Annotated in this window: 14 protein-coding genes; 9 read left to right on the forward strand and 5 right to left on the reverse strand. The window is 43.6% G+C overall.

Translation table 11 applies throughout. The annotated features are described in order from the left end of the window. Positions 1-17: 17 nt before the first annotated feature. Together CJD36_RS06000 and CJD36_RS06005 are read right to left on the reverse strand one after the other, a co-directional pair. Positions 18-842: a DUF5689 domain-containing protein gene (locus CJD36_RS06000; protein ID WP_133162520.1), complete on the reverse strand. Its 825-nt coding sequence runs from the start codon at positions 840-842 to the stop codon at positions 18-20. Positions 843-877: 35 nt separating this feature from the next. Further along, entirely contained in the window at positions 878-3,709 is a 2,832-nt protein-coding gene (locus CJD36_RS06005) for a TonB-dependent receptor domain-containing protein (protein ID WP_105038232.1), read from the reverse strand. A gap of 179 nt (positions 3,710-3,888) precedes the next feature. Between CJD36_RS06005 and CJD36_RS06010 the strand changes: the two genes are divergently transcribed. After that, a complete protein-coding gene (locus tag CJD36_RS06010; RefSeq protein WP_105038233.1) occupies positions 3,889-4,926 on the forward strand; it encodes an endonuclease/exonuclease/phosphatase family protein in 1,038 nt (345 codons plus the stop codon). A 259-nt stretch (positions 4,927-5,185) separates the two neighbouring features. Here the strand turns inward: CJD36_RS06010 and CJD36_RS06015 are convergent, their stop codons facing one another. Continuing rightward, positions 5,186-5,734 carry a GtrA family protein gene (locus CJD36_RS06015; RefSeq protein ID WP_161499221.1) on the reverse strand — a complete coding sequence of 183 codons (549 nt, stop codon included), beginning with the start codon at positions 5,732-5,734 and terminating at the stop codon, positions 5,186-5,188. Between the two features lie 198 nt (positions 5,735-5,932). Between CJD36_RS06015 and CJD36_RS06020 the strand changes: the two genes are divergently transcribed. The 8 genes from CJD36_RS06020 (at position 5,933) to CJD36_RS06055 (ending at position 14,868) form a co-directional block, all read left to right on the forward strand. Continuing rightward, entirely contained in the window at positions 5,933-7,204 is a 1,272-nt protein-coding gene (locus CJD36_RS06020; RefSeq protein WP_105038235.1) for a hemolysin family protein, read from the forward strand. Positions 7,205-7,270: 66 nt separating this feature from the next. Continuing rightward, positions 7,271-7,795, forward strand: coding sequence for a 3-hydroxyanthranilate 3,4-dioxygenase (locus tag CJD36_RS06025; protein ID WP_205685564.1), 525 nt, complete (start codon positions 7,271-7,273; stop codon positions 7,793-7,795). 309 nt (positions 7,796-8,104) lie between these two features. Beyond that, positions 8,105-10,312, forward strand: a complete 2,208-nt coding sequence (locus CJD36_RS06030) for an NHL domain-containing protein (RefSeq protein ID WP_105038236.1) — start codon at positions 8,105-8,107, stop codon at positions 10,310-10,312. Positions 10,313-10,548: 236 nt separating this feature from the next. Then, positions 10,549-11,679, forward strand: a complete 1,131-nt coding sequence (locus CJD36_RS06035) for a glycosyltransferase (RefSeq protein ID WP_105038237.1) — start codon at positions 10,549-10,551, stop codon at positions 11,677-11,679. After that, on the forward strand, positions 11,670-12,305 hold the full coding sequence (rsmG, locus tag CJD36_RS06040) for a 16S rRNA (guanine(527)-N(7))-methyltransferase RsmG (RefSeq protein ID WP_240609310.1): 636 nt from the start codon (positions 11,670-11,672) through the stop codon (positions 12,303-12,305). The genes CJD36_RS06035 and rsmG overlap by 10 nt, the downstream gene beginning before the upstream one ends. A 75-nt stretch (positions 12,306-12,380) precedes the next feature. After that, positions 12,381-13,493 (forward strand): cytochrome-c peroxidase, encoded by a 1,113-nt coding sequence (locus CJD36_RS06045; RefSeq protein WP_105038239.1) that lies wholly within the window; start codon positions 12,381-12,383, stop codon positions 13,491-13,493. 3 nt (positions 13,494-13,496) lie between these two features. Then, the gene (locus CJD36_RS06050) at positions 13,497-14,192 is read left to right on the forward strand and encodes a DUF6850 family outer membrane beta-barrel protein (protein ID WP_105038240.1); all 696 of its coding nucleotides are present in this window, start codon (positions 13,497-13,499) and stop codon (positions 14,190-14,192) included. Positions 14,193-14,223: 31 nt separating this feature from the next. Further along, a complete protein-coding gene (locus CJD36_RS06055) occupies positions 14,224-14,868 on the forward strand; it encodes a hypothetical protein (protein WP_105038241.1) in 645 nt (214 codons plus the stop codon). Between the two features lie 138 nt (positions 14,869-15,006). Here the strand turns inward: CJD36_RS06055 and CJD36_RS06060 are convergent, their stop codons facing one another. Together CJD36_RS06060 and CJD36_RS06065 are read right to left on the reverse strand one after the other, a co-directional pair. Next, on the reverse strand, positions 15,007-15,867 hold the full coding sequence (locus CJD36_RS06060) for a hypothetical protein (RefSeq protein ID WP_105038242.1): 861 nt from the start codon (positions 15,865-15,867) through the stop codon (positions 15,007-15,009). Continuing rightward, a complete protein-coding gene (locus tag CJD36_RS06065; RefSeq protein WP_133162521.1) occupies positions 15,864-16,427 on the reverse strand; it encodes a hypothetical protein in 564 nt (187 codons plus the stop codon). Before CJD36_RS06065 ends, CJD36_RS06060 begins: the two co-directional genes overlap by 4 nt. Positions 16,428-16,610 lie beyond the last annotated feature (183 nt).

The following is a 16,610-nucleotide window of genomic DNA, read 5'->3' on the forward strand; positions in this document are numbered from 1 at the left end:
ACTAACTATACCGCTAATTAATTGCAGCGTGTACCTGTCATGTTTATATCAGTAGTATCCCTGATGATCAATTGCAAACTACCATACACAGATACGATTGCAGTAGCAGTACCATTGCCTGTAGGTGTAAGATACGGCTGAAAATTGCAGTAGCCGCTGGTGCGGACAGTTGCGGTAACAGAATGATCACAACTTTCAATAACCCTGTTGGTAGCCGATGCTGTAGCACTTGGTAATGCATAAGAGGTGCCGGCAGAAGTTAACTGGAACTGCACGTTAGATATTTTCACCAACGTATTGAGGTAAGCGAACGGATTTGATTTTACCTGATCAATAGTAACATCACGAGCCTGAACAGTGTTATTCGGGTAGTTACCCTTTACAATGTAGTTACCCAAAAGACCTGAAGGAATAGGCACTGTGTTACCTGCCTGGTCAGCAGAATATACTATCTCCGGCAAGCCATTGTAATTGGCAAGTGTAAGGCCTTTCAACTTTACATAGATCTTGCGGCCTGCAGGGTAATCATTGTAGATATATGACTTGTCCATGTACAATACCACGCCACCGAATGAAGTATCTTCTATGATGATCTGCTTGTAGTAGTTACCAGACTTATCATCAGCTACTACTATACCATACACCGTAGTATCACCCATCACCCTTGAATGGCCCGAACCTAGCGCCTGGCCAATGTTAGAGATCTGTTTCAATGATGCCTGCACAGGCAGGTTTGGATCATACTGGCTGGTATCAAGCGGGCTATCGTATGTTTTCTTAAAACATGAGCTGAGTAAAAGACTTGCTGACAATACGCACAATGACAAACGAACGAATTTCATATAAATAATTTTATTTGTTGCTGATTAAATAATTTTTAGAACCTTAAGCTAAGACCGGCTAAGAAATTAAGGCCCATTGCATAAGTATATTTGTTAGGGAATTTATTGGCATTGTTGTATTTGTAATCATATCTCAGCTGCTCGTAGCCTATCAGCTTGATGTCGGTATTATTCAACAGGTTGCTTACACTTACGTTCAACGCCAGTGTGCTTCCTTTCTTCAATACACGCTTTGTCCATTTAGATGAGTTCCATGTCTTGCCGGCGTTCACATCTACGGTAAATGCTGAAGGCAGTTTTTCCTGCGCGGTGATCGCATCCCACTGTGCACTACCCCTGTCTACCATGTCTACAGCCAGTGTAGTACGGCGCTCTGGATTGATACCTACATAATTACGGTCCATGTAGTTAACATTGAAACCAAGGCGGGTATTGTAGCCCGGGCGGTAAGTAAGCCCTGCTGTGTATACAGACTGCGGACCTGAGGCAACATAAAAGTTCTCAATATACACCGTCTTAGAAGTAATAGTAGCCGCCGGATTGTTATCCTGATAAATAGATACTGTAGGTCTGTTGGTATAGAAGGTCTGTCCTACCGCCGCATTACCATTCAGCGTAAATGATTCATTGATCTTGTAGCTCAATGACAACTCACCACCTATTGAGCGGGTAGCTACATTCTGCATTACATAGTTTACATAAGACTGAATGTCCGGATCATCATTAAAAAATCTCGTAATAGTTGTAGCGTTCGTCACATCATTTACATACCCTGTAAACGTAGCAACGAAGGCAGTAGATTTAAACTGGTAACCTGCTTCCAGTCCTGAAGAAAGAGCTACTACTGGGTTATTTACAGCTGTGTTTCTTGTACGCTCAGAAATAAAGGTGTTGTGTACATTAGGTGCATACTGTCCTATGCTCGCATTGGCAAAGAACACATTCTTTGCATTAGGCTGATAGCGTATACCACCTTTACCTGCAAATGTCATGAAGCTGTGATCATCACTCTTACCATAAGAATCACCAGGGAAGATACCACTCTTAGTTTTACCATCTCTGCTGAATGAAGTATTACCCAGGTCAACCGCTGCAAAGAAATTGAATTGCTTTACATTGTATACTCCCTGTGCCCATACATGAGACTCAAGCATGTTCAAAGTATAGTCGTAACCGTATTTATCACCTTTCTTAATGATCTGGTTGATGTGGTTGAGGTCGTTCTGTATAACATTAGCATTACCCGGAGAAGCCTGTGCTGCAAACTGGTTGAAATTCACATAGTAGTCGCCACCCATAAGGTCTGTAACTTCTTTATAAAACTCATCCGACTGCTTCATTACTTTTATTCCTCCCTGCACGTTCAGGTGCTCGTTCACAGAATGGTCGATAGTACTGTTGAACGAAAATTTGTTCATATTATCAACCTGGTTGCTGAATACGTAGATAGACTGGAGACCTGTTACTGATGAACCACTACCATTTGCATTTTCAATGGTCCTGAAGTTCATGTAGTTCGCCTGATACAGGTTATCCCACTGTATCTGCATCTGGTTAGGATTAGCTTCATACTGTGCGGTTACTGCGGCAGCAACGGTAGGGTTTGGAGTAAGTATACCGTTAATATAGTAGCCCGGCAGATTACGATAATAATCAGGAGCTGGGTTATAACCATTGTAGAAATCTATACCGCCCCTTGTATTCTGCCCAAACTGGTAACCCAGTGATGTATTCCAACGGGTGCGGTCAGAAAAATTGTGTGTGTAGTTAGCTACGGTTATTGGCTGGAAAACATAAGATGTTCTTCCGCTGCGCTTATCTGCGCCATTATTCTGGTAGCCCCACGATGGGTTATATTTATGATCACCTGCCAGTTCGTATGTCTCTTCTATAGCCGTTGACACAAGCCCTCTTGATGTTGGCGAGCCTATAGTAGTTAAACTGAGTATTCCTTTCTTAAATGTCTTGCTGGCGCTGCCGAAGAACGAATAGCCATTGTAAAAAGTACCATCATAATACCCTTCCTGTGCCCAACGCTTAGAGAATGACAACGAATAGGCCCAGCCATTTTTCAGAAGGCCTGAATTATGAGTGACCATCAATCTGTTGCGGTAAGAGCGATTACTAGCCGCATAAGATACACTTGTTCCTTTGCGCTGAGATGCCGCTGTTGCATCTATGTAATTGGTGCTTCCATTAGGTGCGCCAAATGAGAAATCAGCCGGTTTGATACCATATACTACATTCCTGCTCCTCAGCACGTCATTCAATCCACCAAAAGCAGCAAACGAACTCCATCCTCTTGCTACATCCCTGATGTCAAAACCATTGAACTGGGTCTCACCTACATTAATACCTCTTGGCCTGAAACGGTAGCTGCCGAAGGTACGTGTGGTATTAAAAAGGAACTGGTCTTGTGCCGGTGTAAAATAGCCCATCATGTTCTGGCCATTGTCACTGTTGTTATTATCATCATCAGCATCTACCCCTGTCGCATCGTCTACCGCTATTGTAGGTATCTGATTCTCCATTTCTGTCTTGGTAGAAGACGGCGTAATTTCTATCGTGCCTGCATCTACATTCTCACTGTTCACATTCACTTTCACTGTCTTACTCACAGCATATTCACCTGCTATTACTATATCATAGCTACCGTAAGGGAGCTCGTTGATAACAAATGAGCCGTCACCTGTAGAAATGGTAAATGCTTTAATTGTGGGAACTGAGACATTTAGTTCGCTGAATGCCGCTTTTGTTGCTGCATTTATAAGCTTACCTTTCACTGTTCCGTACTTCTTGCCCTTCTGGGCATAAGCAGCGGAACAAAGCATGAGCATGATTATTAATAAACTCTTCAATTTCAGCATAAACAAATTTATAATACCTAAGTGAATTACTTTAAAACAAGCAGCAAAAGTAAGATACTCCGTTCAGTAAAAGCGCAATAGGGGTTAAGTTATTGTTAAAGGCATGTCATTTCTATATTATAATATACCTCATACAGCAAAAGTGCTGGGATTTTAATTTCCTTTGCAAAAAAACATACGTGATAAAACAATCATTACTCACAGCACTTATTGCAGTTTCAGGATTTGCGGCATTTGCACAGAAGGAACATCACAAGGTTATTGCCATAGGTTTTTATAATGTGGAGAATTTCTTTGATACAGAAGATAACCCAGCAAAACAGGATGAAGACTTCACCCCCACTGGTCCGTATGGCTATACAATGGAGGTGTATTCCGCAAAAAAACACAATATCGCTACAGCATTAAGCAAGCTCGGTACCGATGTTACCCCCGACGGTCCGGCTATTATAGGTATCGCTGAAGTAGAGAATGAAGGCGTATTAAAAGATCTGGCTAAAGAGCCCGAGCTGAAAAGCCGCAACTATCAGGTTATCTGCTTCCCAACGCCCGACGAGCGCGGCATCAGCACTGCCATGATGTACAACCCTAAATATTTCAAGGTACTCCATGCTCAGCCTTATCATATTCCGCTGGAAACCATAGGGAAAAAGAGGCCTACAAGAGACATATTATACGTTTGTGGCATTCTTGCAGGTGATACAATCCACGTATTAGTAAATCACTGGCCATCAAAGAGTGGTGGTGAGGCGGGAAGCGCACCGGGTCGTAGGTTGGCTGCTCAAACAGATAAAAACATCATTGACTCTATACAAAAGGCAAATCCCAACAACAAGATCCTGCTTATGGGCGACTTGAATGATAACCCTACATCAGACGGGGTGATCAATGTATTAAAAGCACATGCCTTCAGAAAAGACCTTACAGCTACCGACATTTACAACCCATGGATCAATATGTACAAAAATGGCCTGGGTACAGAAAGCTTTAGAGGTGAGTGGAATCTGATAGATCAGATAATGATATCAGGCGCATTCGTAAATAATGCTAATAACAAATGGCAGTACCTCCGTCAGGAAATCTTTAACAGGGAGTTCCTGAAAAACTCACTGGGTAAGGACAGAGGCCTTCCGCACAGGTCTTTCACTGTCAATCGTGTTTGGGACAACGGTTTCAGTGATCACTTCCCTGTTGTTATGTACTTTATAGAAAAGTAATCAATATTACACTACCTAAAATCACTCAGGCGGGTGTCTCATCATATGAGACACCCGCTTTTCATTTACAGATCATAGGCAACTGGCAACAGAACGTGATTGAAAATTACCGTTAGTAAAAGGCGTTATTGGCAACAAAAAACTAGTCAATAAACACGTATCTATTATCATTGGTCAGACTCCACCACCCTGTTTCATACAAACAAAAGCGGGTTATTGAATTACTTCAATAACCCGCTCTCTATATCTAAAAATGTCATTAATCAACGATCACTTCCTCTTCTACTTCTTCTTCACTCACCTCAATAGCTGCTTCAGGGGTGATTTTAAAAGTAAAGAACCGCTGCGTAAGGTAACTTAGCACTGTTGTGATCATAGCAACAAATATATTGGCAATATCTGCTCTTACTATCGGCATGATAATGGCAAAAACCTTTGTCAGCACGTAAGACATCAACAAAAATATCAATGTAGACATTATATACCTGAACAGCTGCACCCGGCCATGTATCTGAGATTCAGGAAAAACAACATAGCTGGAAAGTAAGAAACCGACAGGCAAACAAAATAGGAATTGAACAGCCCACGCAGCAATACGGCTGGTAATATGAAGGTCTCCAACAATATGAACATATTCAGCCTGGTGCAATATCCGCACGAAAACAACGGAATAGATAAGCAGGCCGGCTACGGTATTAGCACCTCCGCAGGCTATGTACCTGAAAGTTTGTGTGGGTATAATTTTTGCAAAGGGTTTATGGCAAAAATCAATTACAGCAACAATTATATCTCTTAATTTACCTAACAAGCAGTAGTCAATTTGGGCAAAACTAAGACATTTTTTTAAATATCTTCATACCTCCGGCCCCACCACCATTAAGAAATTGTAGCTGCGCACGTCTATTTTACACTGGCACGTGTTTTCTATACAACCCTGTAAACATAGTTTGTACTTAACTCACCAATTGAGCACTAAGTAAATTAGGTTTATTATCTTTGGACCAATATGACCATTTCCCATTTACTGCTGTATATACTAGGATGCATACTACTGATCGGCTTTTTCGCCGGTACAGAGATCGCATTCATATCGGCAAACAAGCTCAACATCGAACTCAGGAAAAAACAAGGCAAATTCTCCGGGCAGATACTGGCAAGGTTTATGGAGAACCCCTCTGAATTTATCGGCACCAGCCTTGTTGGCGTCAATGTATTAGTTGTTATTTATGGTCTGTTGCTCTCACAGACCACAGAACTCATCTTGAAGAATTACAGCATACACCTCTCTGAATATCCAAAACTGGCAGTTGACACACTTATTGCCACCGTGGTTATCCTCATCTTCGCAGAGTTTCTTCCCAAAGCCATCTTCAGGTCTAAGGCAGAGGTAGTACTTACCATATTCGCAGTACCCATGCTGCTCATGTATTACCTGTTCTTCCCCATTGCCAAGGTATTCGTTTCTATTTCAGAATTTATACTTAAATATCTCTTCAATGTGAAGATTAAAGAGAATAAGCAGGTATTTAACCGCGTAGATCTTGAAGTATTTGTAAAGCAAGGCATGCATGGCCATGAAAATGAGAACGGGGAAGTAAATGCCGAACTGTTTGAAAATGCACTCTACCTTGTAAACGTGCGTATCCGTAAATGTATGGTTCCCCGCAATGAGGTGGAAGCCATTGACATTAACACCACCACGGTAGAGGAAGCTAGACAAAAATTCATCCAGACCAAACTGTCCAAGATCATTGTTTATAACGACACTATCGACGACATTGTGGGCTATATACACCACCTGGACCTTAACAGAAGACCCGGTGAAGTAAAAGAGATCTTGCACACTATCACTGCTATACCCGAGGCTATGAGTGCTGTAGACCTTATGAACAGGTTTACCAAAGAGCGCAAGAGCATAGCATGGGTGGTAGACGAGTTTGGCGGTACAGCCGGAATAGTAACTATGGAAGATGTGCTGGAGGAAATATTCGGCGACATCAATGATGAATACGACATTGAAGAGCACGTGGAGAAACAACTGGCGGAAAATGAGTACATCTTCTCAGGCAGGCTGGAGCTCGACTACCTTAATGAAAAGTATGGATTCGAGTTCCCTACTGAGCAATCAGAAACTTTATCTGGCTACATCATTGCCGGGCACGAGACGATACCAAAGATCAAGGAACAGATCATACTCGACGATTACGAATTTGACATTCTGCTGGTGACCGATACTCGTATTGAAACCGTGAAAATGAAAGTATTGAGCAGGAAATAATGCATTGCAGCAGTAAGGGTAATTTACTTTTCAGGAAACACTTTTTAGTTTTAACTTTTGACTTTTATGATCCAGCGCCCGTTCAATCTTACCCAGTGGATAGAAGATAACCGCCACCTGCTAAAGCCACCTGTCGGCAATCAGAATGTTTATAAAGAAGCGGGTGATTTCATTGTAATGATAGTAGGCGGGCCAAACAGCCGCAAAGATTTTCATTTCAATAACAGTGAAGAACTATTCTACCAGCTGGAGGGCGATGTAGCCGTTCGCATAGTTGAAGATGGCAAAATAGTTACGGTCCCAATTAAGCAGGGCGATATGTTTCTGCTGCCGGGCAAAGTGCCGCACAATCCGCAACGCGGGCCGGGTACAATAGGTCTCGTGATAGAAAAGAAACGCGATGCAAGCGAGGTAGACGGTTTTATGTGGTTTTGCGAGAACTGTAGCGAGAAGCTATACGAAGAGTTTATGAATGTATCTGACATAGTAAAACAACTGCCACCTGTAATGGAAGCTTTTTATGCGGATGAACATAAACGTACCTGCAAAAAATGCGGCACTGTAATGGAACCACCCGCTATTCTTAAATAAGACAAATCATTTTTTATAAATTGAAAAGATCGCCACCACGGCGGTCTTTTCAATTTTCCTTTATTATACTGCTACCAAGATAGTTTTATACGCCAACTCATTGCGTGCTCAAACACGAAAAATACCCTTTGAGGTTCTTTGCGCCCCATCCCTGCGACAACCGCGTCTAAACATTTATATACGGCGAAAATTATTAACTAAATGCTAATCATCATGCATAATTGTACTGTTTCCTAACCTTCTTATGACAGAAGAATGAGATTTTATTGGTATTTTTGTTGATATAACCTATATTTTTAAAATGTCCTTATGACTAATGCCCGATATACATTACCTGGTCTTATCCTACTGATAATATGCTCCTTTACCGCTAATGCCCAGATAATAAGGACTATAGCCGGAACAGGTGTTTACAGCAGTGCATTTGTGGGTGACGGCGGACCGGCAAAAATTGCGGGTTTAGGCTGCCCTTACGCTGTTTTTGTTGATACAAACGGTATCCTCTACTTTACAGACAATGCCAACCATGTAGTTAAAAAAGTGACACGCAATGGTATCATAACCACAATTTGTGGCAATGGGGTGCCTGTATATGGCGGCGATGGCGGCCCTGCTACGGCGGCTTCATTGGCTGCACCTACAGCAATAATCATGGACCCGGCAGGTAATCTCATTATTGGCGATGCCGGCAACAAAGTGGTGAGAAAGATCAACTCCGCAGGTATTATTTCAACTATAGCGGGTACACATGCCTTTGTGCCGGTTGGTGGAGATGGCGGACCGGCTACCGATGCGGGGCTGGGGTCGGTAAGTGGCCTTGCATATGATGCAGCAGGCAATTTGTATATAGCTGATGGCAATACTAAAGTGCGCAAGGTAAATACCGCAGGAATCATATCTACCGTAGCCGGCAATGGCGCACTAGGTAATGCCGGCAACGGCGGCCAGGCAACAGCGGCTTCTTTTGATGGCATATCTGATATAGCATTTGACGCGGCAGGAAATATGTATATCGCGGAAAAAAACAGCTTTACCGTGCGTAAGGTAAATACTGCAGGTATTATTACAGCCTATGCAGGATTAGGCCCTGCTTCCTCTGGCTCTACCGGCGATGGCGGCCCCGCTTCCGCGGCAAGGCTTAACGGAACAGCAGGGCTCAGATTCGATACCGCAGGCAACCTTTACCTTACAGAACAAAATGTACACAAAATAAGAAGGATAAACCCCGCAGGTATCATTTCTACTTATGCAGGAAGTATAAGTGCGGGATTTGCAGGTGACGGCGGACCTGCTACAACTGCCCGCTTTAACTACCCATCACAAATTTGCTTTGACAAAAGAGGGAATATGTACATCACCGACAAAGGTATACAAGGCCCAAGCGGATCGCCCTGGGGACACCGTATACGGCAGATATACAAGGTCGATACATTCCACATAAGTGTGGCCCCAAGCCCTGTGCTATGTGGTAATACCGCGGCTACATTCACTGCACATCCTACACAAGCTTATTATACTTACGTGTACAAGTGGTTTGTAAATAACCTGCCTGTTGGCACCAACTCAGCCACATATGCGTCTACAACTGTCCATAATCAGGATACCGTGATCTGCAATATAATTGACACCGCCAATGGCGGCATGTTGCTGGCCAAATCAGATACGATTATCATGACCGTACTGCCACCGATTTTGCCGTTGGTACATGTAACCCACTCCGGCGACACTATTTGCGCGGGATTGACCATGACGTTTTCTGCCACCGCTACTAACGGAGGAACTGCACCTGTTTTCAAATGGTATGTAAACGGTGTCTACATGTGGACCGGCACCATGTTTGCCTACATCCCTGTAACAGGCGATTTTGTTACCTGTGTATTGACCAGCAATGACCCATGCGCTTTCCCCGTTACATCTCATGTAGATATTCCCCTAACGGTAATACCCAGCTTCAGGCCCTACATACACATACATGCAGACCCGGACACTGTTGTAGCCTACTGGAGCCAGATCATCACATTGTTCAGCAACCTTACTTACAGTGGCACAGCACCTACATTTCAGTGGTACAATAACCACGGGCCTATTGCCGGTGAGACTAACAACTTCTACCAGCAAGCAATGTATGGCCCCGACACTTTCTATTGCATCATGCATAGCAACGGTTACTGTGCCGTGCCCGATTTTGATACCAGCAACATCATCTACATCAGCACGGGAAAACTGGCTGTAGAAGACCTGGCAACACAATCGGCTAGTTTCACTATCTACCCTAACCCCAATAACGGGCATTTCACACTAAAGGGTATTATCCATGATGGCAAATCCGGCAGCGTTAGTGTTGATGTGAAAAACGTACTCGGTCAATCTGTGTATACGTCTACTATCAACCACACAGGCAAGGCAATTGAGCAATCCATTGACTTGGGGAATGATCTCCCACCCGGCATGTATTACCTGATGACTAGCGATAGTCACGGTAATCGAGCGATCCCTTTTTTAGTACATAGTCATTAGTCCATACTAGATAGTCCGCCCATCTATATTATAGATCCTGCCAACTGGCAGGATCTATAATATCAGCTATGCCCATCGTTACTATCTACATCTATTATCCAAATCACCTTCGTCGGAACTAACTACTATGTACTAACTACTATGTACTATCTACTATCTACTATCTACTATCTACTATCTACTAACTACTAACTACTAACTACTAACTACTAACTACTAAAGATTATCTTTGCCCCGTGCTGAGTACAATAGTTTTCTGGGCGTTCGTAGGATGGGCTGTAATACAGGTATTGTATGCGGTCTTCTTATTCCTGCGTTTTTTCAGGTTGCCTGCACATAATGAAACTATTGAACCGGCAAGAATGCAAGGTGTAAGTATCGTCATCTGTGCAAAAAACGAAGCAGATAACCTGCGCAAACACCTGCCGGGCATCCTTACCCAAAACTATAGTCATAACAATTCCCTGCTCTATGAAGTGATTGTAGTAAATGATTGCTCTGATGATACTACGCATGAGGTGTTAGCAAGCCTTCAAATGCAATATCCGCACCTGCGCGAGATCATTATAACACCCGACACACAGCGCACAGTGGTTGGTAAGAAATTTGCTCTCAGCACCGGCGTTACTAATACCACACACAACTGGATATTATTGACCGACGCAGATTGCGAACCCGCTTCAGATAGTTGGCTTGCAAAAATGGTTGCACCACTTGCTCAGGGAAAAGAAATTGTTGCAGGGTATGCAGCACATAAGCCAGCTCCGGGACTGCTCAATAAGTTCATTCGCTGGGAGACCACGCATACATTTCTGCAACTTTCTACCTATGCTATGATAGGCAAACCCTACCTGGCTATCGGTCGCAACCTGGCATGCACAAAGGCCGTATGTCTGCGCGCCTACAATTCACCCTTATGGACTGCAGGCCCTACCGGCGATGATGATCTGCTGGTAAAAGAATCGGCCACTAAAGAGAATATGGCGTTGGTAACAGACCCTTCTGCACGTACCTGTTCCATAGCGAGGGAATCCTTCAGCACATGGCGGAAACAGAAACAAAGGCACACCTCCGATGGCAAACATTACCACCCTGCGGTACAGGTACTGCTGTCACTCTATGGCATATCGCAGGCCGCTGTATGGGTATACTTTGTTTACCTTGTATTCACTCCCTATTGGCAGGTAGCTGCAATTATATTGTTGGTGCGCTGCCTTATCTATTGGTTGTTATGGGCAGGAGTAGCTAACCGACTAAAAGAAAAAAACATCATTTACCTGCTCCCATTATTTGATATAGGCTGGATGCTCTATAACTTTGCCTTTCTACCATACATACTTCAAAAAAACAAACAGCATTGGACATAATCTTAAAATACTTTGCCGACTTCAATGATACTCAGCTGCAGCAATTGCAGCAACTGGAAGAATTGTATAAACACTGGAACGAGCAGATCAATGTGATATCCCGTAAGGATATCGACTCGCTCTATGAAAGGCATGTGCTGCATTCCTTGTCCATAGCCGTGCTATGCAATTTTGAGCCGGGTACGCAGGTAGTGGATATCGGCACAGGTGGCGGCTTTCCGGGCATACCGCTGGCCATATTCTTCCCCGAGGTCAACTTCCTGCTGACGGATAGCATCGGTAAGAAAATAAAGGTGGTCAACGAAGTAGCCAATGCCATAGGTTTAAAAAATGTTACAGCAGTACATAGCCGTGTAGAAGACATAAAGGGCCGCACGTTCGACTATGCTGTATCTCGTGCAGTGGCGCCGCTGGGTGATCTCTGGCGGTGGGTGAACCCATTGCTGAGACCGGGCCAAATGAGTGAAGAATTACCAAACGGACTTATCTGCCTGAAAGGTGGTGACCTGGATAAAGAGATCACAGAGTCCGGGTTAAAAGAAATTGTGCAGGCGTGGGAGGTAGACAATATTTTCGACGAAGAATCGTTTAGAGAGAAGTATGTTATATATGTACCGAAGAAATAGGCAATAATATATTTTTTGTTTTATTGCGAAAACATATTAATTTTACTTCAACACATAACTTAATACGTATTCCCTATGAGAAAGCTACTATACGTTGCGTCTATTGCAGGCTTCATCACCTTTATGATCTCTTGCCACAAGAGCAACATCCAGGCTCCTGCAGGTACTACCACTGTAGAACTACCTGCTACAGCTGCAAGATATTACAATGCACAAACCGAAGGCTATAACCCCGGCATCAATGACAAAGCTACATTGGGCAGGGTATTGTTTTATGATGGACACCTGTCGGTAAACAACGTTATTTCGTGCGGTAGCTGCCACAAGCAGGCCAGGGGCTTTGCCGATGGCAAGCAGTTCAGCACAGGCTTTGAAGGGCGGCTAACAGGTCGTAATTCTCAAAGTATTGCCAACTTAAAAGGCTCTGATACTTCTTTCTACACCAACTTCCTTTCCGGCACCAATTTCCCGCTGTTCTGGGATGGCAGGGAAAATATAGTTACCAACCTGGTCAACAGGCCTATTACCAACCACGTGGAAATGGGCATAGACGATGCGTCTGTACTGCCGGGCAAACTGGCTGCACTGCCTTTCTACCCACCACTCTTCCAGAAAGCATATGGAGATGCTACTATCACATCAGGGCGTATATCTGAGTGCGTGGCTGCGTTTCTGGTGTCTATTCAGGCACATAACACTAAATTCGACAGGTACAAAAACGGCGATATGACCGCGCTGAATGCTTTAGAAACTCAAGGCCTGAACCTGTTTACAACAAAGTACAATTGCGATAATTGCCACCGCGTAATGACCAACAATTACTATTCATCTGGCTTTGTAGATATAGGCCTTGATGAGACACCTTCTGATAAGGGTAATGGTAATGTTACAGGCAACAGCTTCGATGATGGCAAATTCGGCATACCTAGCCTACGCAATATTGCACTCACGGGGCCATACATGCATGATGGCAGGTTCAAGACGCTTAATGATGTGTTGAATCACTACAGCCATGGCATACAGAATAGTCCTAACCTTGATATACTCTTGAAAAGTAATGATAACAAAGCCCGCGCTATGGACATATCTGAGCAAGAAAAACAGGCATTGATCGCTTTCCTCAATACGCTTACTGATTATTCTATGATCAGCGACCCTAAATTCTCTAACCCCTTTAAAACTAACTAATTAATGAGAAAAATATTTCTTGCTGCCATCCTCTCCGCAGGATGCTTAAGCTCTGCGTTTGCACAAACCGACAATATCAACACCCCTAAAGAGAAACTATACAATCATGTCTTTGGTGTGCAGCTGAATGACCTGATGAGACAGATTTTCACCTTCAATAACAGCACTGCGGCAGCCAACACTAACCCGTTTCTTTTTACTTACAATATCAATCGCGTAAAGAGCGGCTGGGGACTAAGAGCAGGCCTGGGTATGACCATTAACTCATCTACTACCAATGATAATGTTACCAAGCGTACGTCAGATATAAACGATATGCAGTTCAGATTGGGTGTAGAGAAGGCATTCTCTTTATCTAACAAATGGAGCACAGGCGTGGGTATAGACGGTGTTATAAAAACTAATGACGACAAGACAACAGCGGTAACCAATAGTGGCTACATATACACTACCAACACTGTTTCTAAGTTTACAACCCTTGGCGCGGGTGGGATGGCATGGCTGCGCTACCATCTTACCGACAGAATATTGCTGGGTACAGAAACCAGCTTCTACTACCTGCGTGGCAGTAACAAGCAAACCATCACCACCTCTAACAACGGCCCATTCGGCAATGTAGATGAGACCAAAACAGATGATGATGTTACGGAAGGTAAGATCAGCGTGCCTGTAGTGTTCTACATCTCGGTAAAATTCTAGTTCACCGGTTATTGCTTATACATACTGCCACATGAAGAACATAATAATAGCGGCATTGCTCTCCATTAGCTCAGTGGGCTTATGCCGTGCGCAAGACGATGCAGATCCACCCAGAAAACCGCACCAATTCGACCATTATATTGGCGTACAGATCAATGAACTGACCAAGCAAATCCTCGGCGTCAACAATACCAGTACAGTTGCCGACAACCCATACTTGTTTACATACCATCTCACAGAGCGCTCTTCAGGGCTAGGTTTCCGCGTGGGCAGCGGGTTTAACTATATTTCTCAAACCCTTGATGGTGGCGGAAAATCTACAGTGAAATCATTCAATTGCCGCATTGGATTTGAGAAGACTTTCAAGTTGTCAGATAAATGGAGTACCGGTGTCGGACTAGACCTATTGTATAAAAACGTAGATACTTCTTACGATCAGCAATCTGCATACGGATATAAACAAACTTATAAAAGCAAAAAGATAGGTGCCGGTCCAATGGGCTGGCTAAGGTATAGTTTGTCGAAAAAAATTCTTGTTGGCACTGAAATAAGCATGTACTACCTTACCGGAAATGACAAAATGACAAGTAGCTACACCAGCGCCGATTCAGACGAAAAAGTATCTGAATTCAAATTCAATCTTCCGGTCGTTTTCTTCCTTTCCATGAAGTTGTAAGAACCAACCCAACTCATAAAGGCTATTCTTTTTCACAGATTTGACAACTTTTTTAAAAGTTGTCAAATCTTACATACTCCACGCCCAACACCAACCTATCTACTATCTACTATCTACTTACGACTTACGACTTACGACTTACGACTTACGACTACCCCCCAGATACAACACCAGCATACCGGCCATCGCGAAGAAGAATGAGATAAGCCCGAAGTTGATCACGATAAGACCATGAAATATAAGTGCAGGAATGAAGAACTTCCTTTTGATCTTTTCGGAAAAAAACAGGCAAAGGGCCAGTAATAATTCGAATGCCAATACACCCCACGACAACACTTTGACCAAAGGAGTACGCGTTACAAGTTCATTGATTTGCTGCAGCCAGAACGTTGCACCCAGCCTGTAATGCGAGGTATAGTAAAACACAGCAGTCCCTTCGCGCCATACCCTTGAAAACAGCTTAGTGTAACCCGCATTGAAGTATATGTATGCCGCCTGCACCTGTATCATTAGTAGTGCAATATTGCCCACTATATTACCCTGTGAAGCAGTCGTTTCCACATGCCGCCATTGATTCTTTCTCGGGTCACTAAGACACAAGGGCAACAGCAGTAGGGACATAACAAAGGTGATCTCATCGCCTCCATTAACAATGAGAAAATAGTTGTGATAGCTGAAGCAGGCAATAAAGTGCAATACCCCTGTTACTTTGGGATAGAAACCAGTCATTACCAGCAGCAGGATTACTACTACCACACCCTTTGCCACGCCCGGGGGCATGACCATGAATAGGTCCAGCTGCTTTAAAGGAACAGATATAGTAGAGCTATGTTTGGCACTATATTCCGGTAGACGCTTGTAGTTGTGATTGGCCACTATGCTCATGTCATTGCACAATATAGTAAGCAACATCCCCAACGCCAACAGCAAGCGGGCCAGTGCAATACGGGGCGTATGCACCTGCTTGTTCTTCAGGTATGTAATAAGCTTGTCCATCATGGCGCAGCAATATTTACGGCAACTATATACATAGGGGTTATCTTCCGCCTGCTGTCTTTGCGCATATCCCAACTGGCAGCGTCATACATAGCTATAATGTACTTCCCCTTTAACAGTGTTATCTGTGGCTTGGAAACTGGAGTATAAACCAATGTATCGGCACCGATAAATTGTTGAATATACCCGTCTTCGGGAGCCAATATCAGGTAGGGATGCATGGTACTGAGAAGCCGCTTATCATCAACTATCACGGATACTTCCTGTGCCAGTACCTTCGGCCGCCGGTCAAGCCCAAACATAAAATCGGGCACAAATGGCCGCATATCTACCTCCGTTATCTTATTCCCATCCACCCTATATAGCTTACTAATTGTTGTTTGTGGCGATGCAGTATACAAGTCCCACCTAGGCACATAAAGTGTAGAAGCTACCCTTCGGTTCACATACCGGTTATGCAAAGCCTCAACCGGAAGGAACGAGCAGGCAACATACAACAAGAACAAACCATACCCCAGGCAGGTGCCTGTGAATACCATACGGTCTGTTATTTTGTGCTTCATCCCGGTCATATTTTAGCCCTGTAATAGTGCTGCTACTAAAGTACCAAAGTTATTCATTTAGTGGTTGGTAAAAGCTGATTATCGTCGCTAACAGCCACATAACAAAGCCGCCCCGAAATTTCGGGGCGGCTCATATGTTACAGTAAGAAGGTAGCTATAGCACACACTTTTTACTTTTCAGTT

Origin of the sequence: Flavipsychrobacter stenotrophus, assembly GCF_002954265.1 — a bacterium.
In the GTDB taxonomy this organism is placed as follows: domain Bacteria; phylum Bacteroidota; class Bacteroidia; order Chitinophagales; family Chitinophagaceae; genus Flavipsychrobacter; species Flavipsychrobacter stenotrophus.

What these genes read in the sequence shown, in the direction of transcription:
- CJD36_RS06000 (WP_133162520.1), bottom strand. Translation starts at nt 842, where the DNA reads ATGAAATTCGTTCGTTTGTCATTGTGCGTATTGTCAGCAAGTCTTTTA.
- CJD36_RS06005 (WP_105038232.1), bottom strand. Translation starts at nt 3,709, where the DNA reads ATGCTGAAATTGAAGAGTTTATTAATAATCATGCTCATGCTTTGTTCC.
- CJD36_RS06020 (WP_105038235.1), top strand. Translation starts at nt 5,933, where the DNA reads ATGACCATTTCCCATTTACTGCTGTATATACTAGGATGCATACTACTG.
- CJD36_RS06025 (WP_205685564.1), top strand. Translation starts at nt 7,271, where the DNA reads ATGATCCAGCGCCCGTTCAATCTTACCCAGTGGATAGAAGATAACCGC.
- CJD36_RS06030 (WP_105038236.1), top strand. Translation starts at nt 8,105, where the DNA reads ATGACTAATGCCCGATATACATTACCTGGTCTTATCCTACTGATAATA.
- CJD36_RS06045 (WP_105038239.1), top strand. Translation starts at nt 12,381, where the DNA reads ATGAGAAAGCTACTATACGTTGCGTCTATTGCAGGCTTCATCACCTTT.
- CJD36_RS06050 (WP_105038240.1), top strand. Translation starts at nt 13,497, where the DNA reads ATGAGAAAAATATTTCTTGCTGCCATCCTCTCCGCAGGATGCTTAAGC.
- CJD36_RS06055 (WP_105038241.1), top strand. Translation starts at nt 14,224, where the DNA reads ATGAAGAACATAATAATAGCGGCATTGCTCTCCATTAGCTCAGTGGGC.
- CJD36_RS06060 (WP_105038242.1), bottom strand. Translation starts at nt 15,867, where the DNA reads ATGATGGACAAGCTTATTACATACCTGAAGAACAAGCAGGTGCATACG.
- CJD36_RS06065 (WP_133162521.1), bottom strand. Translation starts at nt 16,427, where the DNA reads ATGAAGCACAAAATAACAGACCGTATGGTATTCACAGGCACCTGCCTG.